This window comes from Faecalicoccus pleomorphus DSM 20574 (assembly GCF_000420345.1).
Classification (GTDB): Bacteria; Bacillota_I; Bacilli_A; order Erysipelotrichales; family Erysipelotrichaceae; genus Faecalicoccus; species Faecalicoccus pleomorphus.
The window spans coordinates 67,605-78,740 of the sequence record NZ_ATUT01000008.1 but is presented as its reverse complement, the minus strand read 5'-3'; the positions used below and the strand labels follow the sequence as shown (position 1 = coordinate 78,740).

15 protein-coding genes, 2 tRNA genes and 2 riboswitches are annotated in these 11,136 nt (G+C 40.2%); of the genes, 7 read left to right on the top strand and 10 right to left on the bottom strand.

What is annotated here, in order from left to right; all coding sequences use genetic code 11:
* Nucleotides 1–378: 378 nt before the first annotated feature.
* From mobP3 to G413_RS0105195, 5 genes are all read right to left on the bottom strand, one after another.
* Nucleotides 379–900 (bottom strand): MobP3 family relaxase, encoded by a 522-nt coding sequence (mobP3, locus tag G413_RS0105215; RefSeq protein WP_276329712.1) that lies wholly within the window; start codon nt 898–900, stop codon nt 379–381.
* A 179-nt stretch (nt 901–1,079) separates the two neighbouring features.
* Entirely contained in the window at nt 1,080–1,442 is a 363-nt protein-coding gene (locus G413_RS0105210; RefSeq protein WP_211210460.1) for a hypothetical protein, read from the bottom strand.
* A gap of 125 nt (nt 1,443–1,567) precedes the next feature.
* Nucleotides 1,568–2,440: an acyl-CoA thioester hydrolase/BAAT C-terminal domain-containing protein gene (locus G413_RS0105205; protein ID WP_022789869.1), complete on the bottom strand. Its 873-nt coding sequence runs from the start codon at nt 2,438–2,440 to the stop codon at nt 1,568–1,570.
* Nucleotides 2,428–3,132: an L-2-amino-thiazoline-4-carboxylic acid hydrolase gene (locus G413_RS11045; protein ID WP_022789868.1), complete on the bottom strand. Its 705-nt coding sequence runs from the start codon at nt 3,130–3,132 to the stop codon at nt 2,428–2,430. Before G413_RS11045 ends, G413_RS0105205 begins: the two co-directional genes overlap by 13 nt.
* Nucleotides 3,113–3,766: a GNAT family N-acetyltransferase gene (locus tag G413_RS0105195; RefSeq protein ID WP_022789867.1), complete on the bottom strand. Its 654-nt coding sequence runs from the start codon at nt 3,764–3,766 to the stop codon at nt 3,113–3,115. Before G413_RS0105195 ends, G413_RS11045 begins: the two co-directional genes overlap by 20 nt.
* 141 nt (nt 3,767–3,907) lie before the next feature.
* Here G413_RS0105195 and G413_RS0105190 point away from each other — a divergent pair, with 141 nt between their 5' ends.
* Nucleotides 3,908–4,666, top strand: a complete 759-nt coding sequence (locus G413_RS0105190) for a type IV secretory system conjugative DNA transfer family protein (RefSeq protein WP_022789866.1) — start codon at nt 3,908–3,910, stop codon at nt 4,664–4,666.
* A 237-nt stretch (nt 4,667–4,903) separates the two neighbouring features.
* Here G413_RS0105190 and G413_RS0105185 read toward each other — a convergent pair.
* A tRNA-Trp gene (locus G413_RS0105185) sits at nt 4,904–4,977 on the bottom strand.
* Between the two features lie 89 nt (nt 4,978–5,066).
* A complete protein-coding gene (locus G413_RS0105180) occupies nt 5,067–5,597 on the bottom strand; it encodes an NADPH-dependent FMN reductase (RefSeq protein WP_022789865.1) in 531 nt (176 codons plus the stop codon).
* A gap of 125 nt (nt 5,598–5,722) precedes the next feature.
* On the opposite strand from G413_RS0105180, the gene G413_RS0105175 reads away from it, so the two are divergent.
* The 6 genes from G413_RS0105175 (at nt 5,723) to G413_RS0105150 (ending at nt 10,117) form a co-directional block, all read left to right on the top strand.
* Nucleotides 5,723–6,424: a TIGR00266 family protein gene (locus tag G413_RS0105175; protein WP_022789864.1), complete on the top strand. Its 702-nt coding sequence runs from the start codon at nt 5,723–5,725 to the stop codon at nt 6,422–6,424.
* Between the two features lie 12 nt (nt 6,425–6,436).
* Nucleotides 6,437–6,766, top strand: coding sequence for a PadR family transcriptional regulator (locus tag G413_RS11035; RefSeq protein WP_022789863.1), 330 nt, complete (start codon nt 6,437–6,439; stop codon nt 6,764–6,766).
* Nucleotides 6,759–7,379, top strand: coding sequence for a DUF1700 domain-containing protein (locus G413_RS0105165; RefSeq protein ID WP_022789862.1), 621 nt, complete (start codon nt 6,759–6,761; stop codon nt 7,377–7,379). Before G413_RS11035 ends, G413_RS0105165 begins: the two co-directional genes overlap by 8 nt.
* Nucleotides 7,367–7,567: a hypothetical protein gene (locus G413_RS0105160; protein WP_022789861.1), complete on the top strand. Its 201-nt coding sequence runs from the start codon at nt 7,367–7,369 to the stop codon at nt 7,565–7,567. Before G413_RS0105165 ends, G413_RS0105160 begins: the two co-directional genes overlap by 13 nt.
* A 130-nt stretch (nt 7,568–7,697) precedes the next feature.
* A riboswitch (glycine riboswitch) is annotated at nt 7,698–7,787 on the top strand.
* Between the two features lie 51 nt (nt 7,788–7,838).
* Nucleotides 7,839–9,257, top strand: a complete 1,419-nt coding sequence (locus G413_RS0105155) for an alanine/glycine:cation symporter family protein (protein WP_022789860.1) — start codon at nt 7,839–7,841, stop codon at nt 9,255–9,257.
* 35 nt (nt 9,258–9,292) lie between these two features.
* A riboswitch (FMN riboswitch) is annotated at nt 9,293–9,408 on the top strand.
* Between the two features lie 94 nt (nt 9,409–9,502).
* Nucleotides 9,503–10,117, top strand: coding sequence for an ECF transporter S component (locus tag G413_RS0105150; RefSeq protein WP_022789859.1), 615 nt, complete (start codon nt 9,503–9,505; stop codon nt 10,115–10,117).
* Between the two features lie 107 nt (nt 10,118–10,224).
* Here the strand turns inward: G413_RS0105150 and G413_RS0105145 are convergent.
* The 3 genes from G413_RS0105145 to G413_RS0105135 form a co-directional block, all read right to left on the bottom strand.
* Nucleotides 10,225–10,312, bottom strand: a tRNA-Ser gene (locus G413_RS0105145).
* Between the two features lie 248 nt (nt 10,313–10,560).
* Nucleotides 10,561–10,731 (bottom strand): hypothetical protein, encoded by a 171-nt coding sequence (locus G413_RS12085; RefSeq protein WP_022356063.1) that lies wholly within the window; start codon nt 10,729–10,731, stop codon nt 10,561–10,563.
* A gap of 58 nt (nt 10,732–10,789) precedes the next feature.
* A complete protein-coding gene (locus G413_RS0105135) occupies nt 10,790–11,113 on the bottom strand; it encodes a hypothetical protein (RefSeq protein WP_004613237.1) in 324 nt (107 codons plus the stop codon).
* Between the last annotated feature and the right edge of the window lie 23 nt (nt 11,114–11,136).

Genomic DNA, 11,136 nt, shown 5'->3' with positions numbered 1-11,136 from the left:
AATTTAACAATTTCATATCCAGTATTATACAAAGCGGTCAGTCTTTATGATTGGTCGCTTTTCAATATCTGGAAAGTACTGTTTTCATCCAATATAAGCGTAAAGTTGAATTATGTCAGAGTCAACAATATGTACCTCTATCTCCCTTTGTTTTAAGTATAGAAAATTTCTGAGGATATCAATCTAGTTTTGAGCTGAAGTAAAGAATTGCGTTTATGTTCCTTGAGCAAGCTATATAGCATTATAACTAGGCTTATTAAAAATGATATTATAAAATGTAAAAAAAACTCTATCTTTAAAGTCATTCGTAATAGAATATTAATAATATGCTTTATTTAAAGGACATTAATAACCACTCTAATTTAGAATATGTCCTGTTTATCTTATCATAATCAATTTACGATGCCATTTCAGATGATCCATGGGGATCTTCAGGCTGTCCGCCAGGGCCTGCGTCTGCGTCCGAAGCATATCCCGCCATCGGATGCCGGTATTGAAACCAAGGCGCTCCGCATCCTCCCGGCGCAGAGAAATGATAAGCGTCCACACATTTCCCTGATGAGCGTTCAGCTCCTGGGATACCTCTTTCAGCTTGACCTGGACACCATCATCCGTGAACAGCCCATGGCTGCCAAACCGTTCCGCACCAGGCCGGGTGCCGATGTAGTCGGCATAGGTTCTCTGGTTCAGGATCTTATGGGCATTATCCTCAATGGCACGGGTGATAAATTCAGAGGCAACTCCTACGGTCTTTTCTCTCTGGTAGTCCTCATACTCCAGCATCGTGGCACTATCCGGGAAATCCCGTAGGAGCTTTTCGATGAGCTTTTGTTGTTTCACTGTTGCGGGAGCCAGCTTGAAAGACTCATCGATCTTCTCCACACCTTCACGGGTGGCGATGTAGGTGGCTTACCCGCCGATGGGCTTTTCCTGATCCGGCTTCAGGTACTTAAATTTGGTGACCAGACGGGCCATGGGGAACCTCCTTCCGTTTTAGAGTAAAGAAAAAGCAGGAGACCTCGAAAGAGATTTCCTGCCGGATGCGAATCATATTCTGTTTTATATCATTTGATGGCTGATCAGAGGATTGCTGTAATCGCTCCCACTGCAAGAAAGGCGGGCAGGCCAAGAAGCATACCAATACAGGACTGCCTGATATGAAAACGATAGTCCTTATATTCTTCCATATCCTCTGTGCCTGGTATCCTGACTTTTTTCGAATAGCAAAACCAGATGCAATCAAGTATCAGAGCGTTATACCAATCAATGATCAGCCAGATCAGGTAGGAATCCCGAAACCCTTTCCAGAATGTATCCGCTCCATTAAACTGTTTCAGGACAACAGCGAAGATGAACACAAAAGCAAGCAGGGCGATCCCCTTTCGGAGGATATCTGCCCTGGTAAAGCGTTGTTCTCTTTTTTCGATCAATCCTAATTCCATACATTTCTCCCGTATGGCCGGGGGATAATCTCCCACTGAGGTAAGGGGATTTTTCAGCGTCAGTGACACAATCAGAACTGTGAATAATAAGATACCAATCAGACTTTCTATCATGACCGCCATATTCACTTTACCTCCGATATCCATTTTATCGTTTTATGGAAAGCGTCTTCACGGCTGCGCCTGCAATCTTCCGGATATTGTCTCTCAATTTTAAACATTTTCAGCTTAGATGGATTTAATGGAACAAGAATGTGGCTTGCTTTTTCATATTCCAAGACATCCACCCGGAAAGCAAACCGGTGTTTTTCCAGGCGGTTTACCATATATGCCACTGCCTCTTTGCTGGGCCACATGAGATCTTCCTTTGCGTAAATAAATAAAATGTTTCCCTGAATGTTCTCCACATGAATGGCTGTATCCTCATCAAAATGTTTCAGCGGTTCTTCGTAGATGTAGGATAACTCGAACTGCTGATGGAGGATGAGGTTCCGGATTGCCGGCCCATATTTCAGATGCGCTGTCATACACGGAAAATCTTTTCCCCTGTATGTGAATTCGGAGGCAGATGAAAAAGTTTTCGATGCCATGCTTTTATTCCCGTACATACCTCCCCATATACAGTGGATCGGGGAGAGGGCAACAACGCCGCAGATATCCGGCATAAGAGAAGCGCAAAGCAATACCAGTTCAGCGCCTTTTGAAATGCCATACATGATAATCTTTTCATATCCTTTGTTTTTCAGCCACAGGATCGCTTTTTCAAATGGATCGACAGGCACCCGAACCAGTTCTTTCGGCAGCCCGTCTACGTTCCAGTAACAAATACCTAACGCGGCGATGCCGCACCTGGCAAACATAGCACCCACATTCATCGGGATATTTTCATTCCCTTCGCTGCCGCCTACTACGATGACGACCTTTTTGGGATCATGATCCTTAACAGGGACATGATAAAGTCCATAGAAGCCCTCCTGTGCAACCGTCACATATTCCACTTTCCCAACTCTCCCTGTTTTTGCAGCTTGGATTGCTGTCCGTATTTTCTTTCTTTATCCCATTTAGAGTCCTTTTTGCAAACATAGAAATCACACTTTTCTGCGCCCTCTGCAAGTGTACCTGTCCTGTATAACACGCCGCCCATGAGATCAGCAGAAATAAAATCCATGGCACACATATAGGGTATCAGTTCTTCCAAATGCTCCTGTTTTCCAAGCGCACACAGGCCGCACCTGTGATAGTTGATGGTGTATTCGTCTGCATCCCTTCCGGGAATCGTCTCCGTCATCCAGTTGAATTCGCTGTCGGATATGGCATTTGCAATTCTGTCCTTCTTGACTTTCTTTTTTTGATATTCCATATCAAATGGATTTTTACTCCCGAAAGCTTTTTTAATGAGCGACGCCTGCATCGTGGCTGTCACCATTTCCCCGAACTGTTCATGGCTCATCGCCCCATCCATTGCCTTATAAACTGCCATCCAGACAATTCCGCCGGAAAGACAGATTCGCAGAGGATTTTTCGTAAAACCGCCTATGTCGGGTGTCCTCGCCAACATATCTTTAAAGTTTTTACGCGATTTCTTCTTCACCCTGAATGTATCCGTATTTTTGCAATTGGCTGCGATATATTTGAAAATAGCAGGTGTCATCGCTGACCACATCAGTTTTTCACAGATGGTGTTTTTCATATTCATGCTCCTTCAAAACGTACTCATAAACGAGGGACTGATTGCCGGAGCCATCCTGAAAGGGCTTCTCTGCCACTTTCTTAAATCCACGTTTTTCATAAAACTCCCACGATGCAAGAGTGTTTGTAAAAAGCCGCACACGGTCCGCTCCATCGCCTTTTGCCCGTTTCATAAACTGTGTAACCAATGCGGTTCCTAAACCCTTTCTGTAATTCCTTCTGGACGAAAGGGCAACGAGTTCCAGATCGCATATCCCAAAGATTTCCTTATCCCTTTCCTGTAGCTGACGGAAAAAGGCATCAAACTGCTTCTGGAATGGCGCTGACATTTTATATCTTTTCAGATAGAACTTGAGGAAAATTTTACACCAACGGCCATAATGCTTTTTTGTTTCATACTGAGTCGCCAGAGCCTTGCTGAAACGCTTATCATATTTTCCACAGATGAATCCTACGACCTGATGATCCTCCGTTTCCGCAACACAGGTGAAATTGCATTTTTCAATCAGGATCTGTGCGTAGTCACGCAAAAGTATTTTATCGTTCTGATCCACAGAGCATGAAAAGAATCCTTCGTAGAAGCAATCCCCGCAGGCCGCAGCATCTTCTTCCTTATATGGACGAACAGTAAACATGGATGTACCCTCCTATGCGCAAATAGGTTAGTGATAACTAACTAATATTATATTAGGAGACATGCAGGATTGCAATTCATTTAGTTCCCTTTCTTTCCAGACACGCAGAACATAAACTTATTTTTTGTAACCTTAACATCCATGAAACCAACGGCTTCCATCCTGGCAACCGTGACTTCCCGATTGAATCTGTATGCATCCAGTACGCTTCTGGACTTTATGTCAACCAATGAGATTGATCTTTCCCTGATTGGAAAAAAGAAGACGGTACTGTATCTGATTGTTGATGATCTTACCTCAACGTATGATCCGTTGATTGAAATCTTTTTACATCAGCTTTTTCAAAGCTTGGTGAAGGAAGCGGAAACAAGCCCCAATCATTGTCTACCTGTACCCGTGCATCTCTATCTGGATGATTTTGCGACATATTCTTTACCGGATATAGAAAGACTGATCGCATCATTGCGAAGCCGTGGAATTGGCATGAGCCTGATCCTGCAGTCGGAAACACAGCTTACTTCCGAATATGGAATGAATGCAGCAAAAACCATTATAAACGCCTGCGATACCTATCTGTATTTTGGTGGGACCGATATCGATACGGCAAGATCGATTGCCCTGCGATCGAACAATGATCTAAAGAATGTTTTGGAACTTCCTTACGGTATGGAATATGTATTTCAAAGAAATGAAAAAGCGATCCTGACACATGTTGTACCGATCGATACGGCTATGTTAGATTCTTTATCAAAAAATGAAGTGACGAACTTTAACGAGCATCTAAAGAAAGGTGCTTTCGGGCAAATACAGTTTCAAAAGTTTATCGACAGTATTTGTGTAGAAGATTTTGATGAAGAAAATGATTGTTTTCCTGATGTTGATGAAAGAATGTTAAATTAGCAAGACTCATCACGAATGAAGTTACTTTATAAAATTTGGATCTCATTTTCTTAGTTCTTTCAGAATTGAATCGTTATTTTTCTGAAAATTTCTAAAATATATAACTGAAAAATATCCAAACTGAAAAGAAGTTTTTTAAAATCACAGTCAAAATCACAGTCAACGATTGTATAAAAATAATGAAAAAGCACCAAATCTGCTTTATATAAAGTCGATTTAGTGCTTTTTTTTACAAACTGGCAGGGGTAGCAGGAGTTGAACCCACATCAGCGGTTTTGGAGACCGTTATTCTACCATTGAACTATACCCCTAAGTGCTCGTATATCTTATCACAGTTCTTGGTAAGTTTCAAATCTTTTTTAAAAGAAGACAGAGGCAAGGAAAGTCTTGCCTCTGTCTATTATGCGATATAATCTAAAAATGCTTTCACTTGACGCTTTAATTGATTTAATGGCAGACCTTCTATAACAAGCTGTCCTGTTTTAAAGCCTTCCATGCTGATTTGAATACCGGTATTTGGCATATTCATTGTATCCATCATCATTTGATTCAACAACAACATCATTAAATCGCGCACATTGGCACCACCGCTTCCGCCACCGGCAGCAGAGAAGGTAACTTTCTTATCTTTTAGTACGCTTGGTGCACCTCGGGACAACCAGTCTAGCAGATTCTTTAAAGGACCGGGAATCTGATGATTGTATTCTGGTGTAAAGATCCATAGTGCATCGCTTTCACGAACTTTATCTTTGACTTCTTGCACTTCAACAGGAAGATTGGCTTCCAAATCCTGATTAAAGAAAGGAACCTTAGACCAGTCTAAATATTCGACTTGTGCATTTTCTCCAATCAATTCTTCTGTTTTTTTAGCCAACTGTTCATTAAATCCATTTTTGCGTAAGGAACCTACAATAAAGAGTATTTTTTTCAATGGGTTCACCCTCTTTCTTTATTCACATTATAACAACACCCATTTCAAAATAAAACGAATTTGCTTTTAAAGTCAAAGCAGGTTCGATACAATAAAGATAAGTTAAATATTTAGGAGGATTGCATATGAATTACAGTATCTTTGGCGATTCAGATTGCCCAATCGTGCAGGCATCACTCAAAAGGGGTGAAACAATCAAGGTAGAACGTGGTTCCATGGTCTATATTTCCAATGTAGAATTGGAAGGTAAAATGAACAGTGGAAAAAAAGGCATTGGTGGTGTTTTAGGCGCTATTGGCCGCAGTATGACAAGTGGAGAAAGCATGTTTATTACGATGGCAACGGGTAAAGCGGATGATGGCTTTATTGGCGTTGCTCCTCCCATTCCTGGTAAGATCCATTGTTTAAGTGTAGAGGGCAATAAACAATATCGTTTAAATACCGGTGTATTTTTAGCCTGTGATCAAAGCGTTGAATATCTGATGAAAAAACAAGATTTAGGTAAAGCTGTTTTTGCGGGAACCGGTGGATTATTTGTGATGGAAACACAGGGTGAAGGCGATATTTTAGTGTCGGCTTTTGGTGATTTACTAGCCTTAAATATTACTGATGAGCATCCGATTACGATCGATAATGAGCATGTTGTGGCTTGGGATGCTAATCTACAATATGATATTCATGTGGCCTCGGGAACATTTGGATTTAAAACGGGTGAAGGTCTGGTCAATGAATTTCATGGCAATGGTACGGTATTGATCCAAACACGTAACCTACATAATTTTGCGGATTCAATTCGTCCATTCTTACCATCTTCTACAAGCAATTAGAATTGTGATTGAATGATAGAGCACAAATACCGGGATAAACGCTCGGTATTTTTTTATGTAAATCGGACTTATTATAAAGAAATCATAAAATACTATTCGACACATTTCGTTAAAGATGTATCGCGTTATATTGAAATATCGGAATCCACTTTATATCCGATCTTAAAACGTCTGGAAGTCAGCGGATGTGTAATTACTTATACAGAACAACATAAAAATCGGTTACGGAAATACTATCGAATCACAGATAAGGGAATAGAGTCGATTCGATGTTTCCTGGAGGAATGGGAAGAGATTCAATCTATTTATGAATATATCAAAGGAGAGATGGAAGATGAATAAGCATGAATTTTTAGATCATTTAGAGCGATTATTAAAAAGTCTGCCACGTCAGGAAAGACAGAAGATGTTGGCTTATTATGCAGAGATGATAGATGATCGTATGGAAGAAGGTATGAGTGAACAAGAAGCAGTGCAAGACTTAGGGGATGCAGGAATGTTAGCCGAACAGATTGTATCTGCACAACCATCTAAAGAAAAGAAACTTTCTAATCCAATGAAAGTGTTGATCATTGTTTTGATCGTCCTGGGCAGTCCTTTATGGGCATGTTTGTTGTTGGCATTGCTTGCTTTGATCTGTACCGGCATATTACTGATTTTGACAGGTTATATCATGATTTGGCTTATCCCTGTATTGTCAGCGACTATTATGGTTGCCAGTCTGATTCTTTGTATCATCAGTCTGATCGGATCTCCATTTTTGATGGTTTCCAGTTTTATGACAGGTCTTCTACAACTCGGTGTTGGTTTGATCGCGGCCGGACTTTCTATCTTATTAGGTTTGTTTACAATTTATGCTTCTCGCTACTTTATCAAGGCAACCATGTCCTTTAGTCACTGGTTAAAAGAACATTTGTTTTATCGTTTGAAGGAGGTTCATGTATGGCAAAGTTAAAAGTATTGGTTTTAGGTGCTTGCAGTTGTATTGTTTTAGGCTTATTATGTTGTGCATTTGTGTCTTTCTCGTATCAAGATACAGATTTTGAAAGTAATCAATGGTATCAAAGTGTACATACGGACGAAAACGGAAATCTCTTTCTTCATATTCAACTTGGCGATATCGTAATCACACAACTTGGTTAAGATCGCAACTTTATCTTGCATCCATCATCATTTTTGATTACAATGCAAGGGTAGAGTTCGGATGACGAATGCTAGAGAGAGTCGAAAGACCACCGAAGAATTCATTATTTCAGGTCAAAGGATAGTATTCTGACGAGCCTCTGGAGAGTTCCTTAAATGGACGCCGAAGGAGCAAGCCCGAAAGGGTGAAACTCTCAGGCAAAAGGACAGGGGATTAGGATTGTTTTTACTATTTTCTAATTCCTCTTTTGGTATAAAGGAGGATTTTTTTATGGCAACTCTTTCAAACGCATTAACACAGATCAATGAATGGATATGGGGATTACCCTTGATTTTCCTATTGTTGGGAACCGGGTTGTATTTTACATGTCGGTTAGGCTTATTACAGTTTTTCAGGTTACCACTTGCATTTCGTCTGATGTTTAAAAAAGATGATCAAAAGGAAGGAGACGTATCCAGCTTTCAAGCTTTATGTACGGCTTTATCTTCAACGATTGGAACGGGAAATATCGTAGGTGTGGCTACCGCCATTATTGCCGGTGGGCCGGGCGCTTTATTTTGGATGTGGATCTCCGCATTTTTAGGAATGGCAACTAAATATTCGGAAGGTTTATTGGCCATTGTATATCGCCAGCGCGATGAAAAAGGACAGATGTCCGGAGGTCCAATGTATTATCTGGAAAAAGGATTAAAGCATAAAACACTGGGAAAGATACTGGCACGTTGTTTTGCGGTTTTTGGTGTAGGGGTTGCCCTATTAGGGATAGGGACGTTTACACAAGTTCGTTCCATATCTGATGCTGCCAGTTTAACACTGCATATTCCTCCCTTTGTCACAGGGATCTTTTTGGTGATTACAGTTGGTTTTATTACCATTGGAGGAATTAAAAGAATCGCTTCGGTATCAGAAGTCATTGTTCCATTCATGAGTGTAGCTTATATTGTAAGCGTTATTTTGATCATGATCACGCATTATCAGGATATTCTTCCAACACTAGCTTTAGTGGTGCAGTCTGCTTTTACACCTTCTGCAGCGTTTGGAGGAAGTGTTGGAATTAGCATGCAGATGGCCATGCGCAGTGGAATCAGCCGGGGAATCTTCAGTAATGAATCCGGTTTGGGAAGTGCGCCGATTGCGGCAGCAGCAGCCAAAACAGATTCTTGTGTGGAGCAGGGATTAGTATCTATGACAGGTACCTTTATCGATACGATCTGCGTTTGCACGATGACCGGTTTGGCGATCATTATTACGCAATCTTATCTTTTAGGTGTAGAAGGCTCAGCCATGACAACATTAGCGTTTCAGAATGGTTTTCCTATTGGTGAAATCGGAATCTATGTTGTAAATATCGGTTTATTGTTCTTTGCGTTTACTACCATCATCGGCTGGAATTATTATGGCGAAAAATGTATTCAATACTTGTTGGGTGAAAAAGCAATCTTACCCTACAAAATTTTGTTCATCGTTTTAATTGGAATTGGTCCTTTTATGTCTTTGGACTTTGTATTTACATTAGCGGATATTGTGAATGGATGTATGGCATTTCCTAACTTGATCGGTTTAATCGCATTGCGAAAGGTCGTAGTCCGTGAAACCAGAGCTTATTTTAAAACGGCTTTGTCGAAAGAGAAAACAGAAGACGACATTAAAGTAAAACATAGTTTGGTAAATAATTCACAAATCAGTTGACAAAAAAAGCGAGAAAGAATACGATAAGGATGTACAAAAAACTTCAGGGTCGGGTGAAATTCCCAATCGGCGGTACACTCCGCGAGCCTTCGGGCACGAACCGGTGCAATTCCGGTAGCGACAGTTAAAGTCTGGATGGAAGAAGATTTTTTGAAATCCTTTTTTATCGTATATCCTGAGAGGTTTTTGTGACAAACCTCTTTTTCTTTTGAATAAAGAGGTGCTGATGATAAGGAGGAATATATATGTCAGCACAATCATTTGTCAGTTCGAAAACATCTCGTGTACAGTGGATTGCCAAGGTATCTATTTTGGCTGCCATTGCCTTTGTCTTGATGTTGTTCGAAATTCCATTGCCTTTCTTTCCACCTTTTTATAAGTTAGGCTTTGATGAAGTTGCCGTAATGATCAGCGGCTTTGCCTTAGGGCCTCTTGCCGGAGCTACGGTAGAAACTTTAAAAATTATTTTAAATCTTGTGTTTCAGGGAACCGATACTGCCTTTGTCGGGGAAATCTCCAATCTTTTGATTGGTTTATCTTTAGTTTTACCAAGTGCCATTTATTATAAAAAACATAAGACGATGAAAGGAGCATTTATAGCGATGCTCATCGGTGTCATTTCCATGGGGATAATTGGATGTTTTGCCAATTATTTTATTGCACTACCGGCTTATTCTTATTTCTATGGTATGCCAATGGATGTGATCGTAGGCATGGGAAGTTCTATTCTGCCTTTAGTAAAAGATACATTCACTTTCGTAGTCTTAATGACATTGCCGTTCAACCTTTTAAAAGGTGTTGTTGTGAGTTTGGTCGTAGGCATTTTATATAAAAGGATCTCACCTATTCTGCATCGTTAATATAGAGATCCGATGAAGTTCATGGATACGGAAAATTCGACTTCCGTATCTTTTTTTATAATTAATTAAAATAAAAAAGTCCTTTCGATAAAGGACTCATTGACTCATGGCGGAGACTAAGGGATTCGAACCCTTGGTGGCGTTAACCACACAGCCTTTCCAAGACTGCACCTTAAGCCGCTCGGACAAGTCTCCAATGCCTACTTATAATACTAAGGTTTTAGAAACTTGTCAAATAATTCTTAATATCATTCTATACTGAAAATAAAGGGAGATAGAGGTACATATTGTTGACTCTGACATAATTCAACTTTACGCTTATATTGGAGGAAAACAGTACTTTCCAGATATTGAAAAGCGGCCAATCATAAAGACTGACCGCTTTGTATAATACTGGATATGAAATTGTTAAATTAGGATTTATTTGTTTAACTAACTGGAACTTATTCCTCTTTAGAGTCGTCGATTACTTTTCCAATTCGGTCACCAATCATAAAACCTAAAAATCCTATAATTGAACACCAAACGCTTCCAGTAAAGTAAATAGCTACTCCGGTTCCTATTGCACCTACAAGGCTCCCTATCACAGAACAGATTCCTTCTGCTTTTTTCATATACAATCTCCTCTACAAATTCTAATTTTCCAATTTAACAAACTTGAATTTGACTTTCCTATTTTCTTAAAATCTCATGTGGAGCTTCTATTTCATTTGCCAAGGTATGCTCTGTTAATTCTGACATCAATTTCAATTTTTTATTAATCAATGGTCGCATACAATTAGGAACATGTTCCTGATGCGCTCTGTGGATTGCTACACATTCCTTACAGTTTCCGTGATAACGACAGGCTTTCAGGCAAGGACAGTGATCTTTGTCTTTATACTCCTTTCGAAATTCCGCTGCAAATTCTTCTTGCAGTCTCAGCCCCTCGACACGGTTTCCCTTATGAAATTCTACCATTGCATCCAGTTCTTTCTGGTTCCCTTCAATCTTCATGTTATTATAGCGCCTCCATTTCA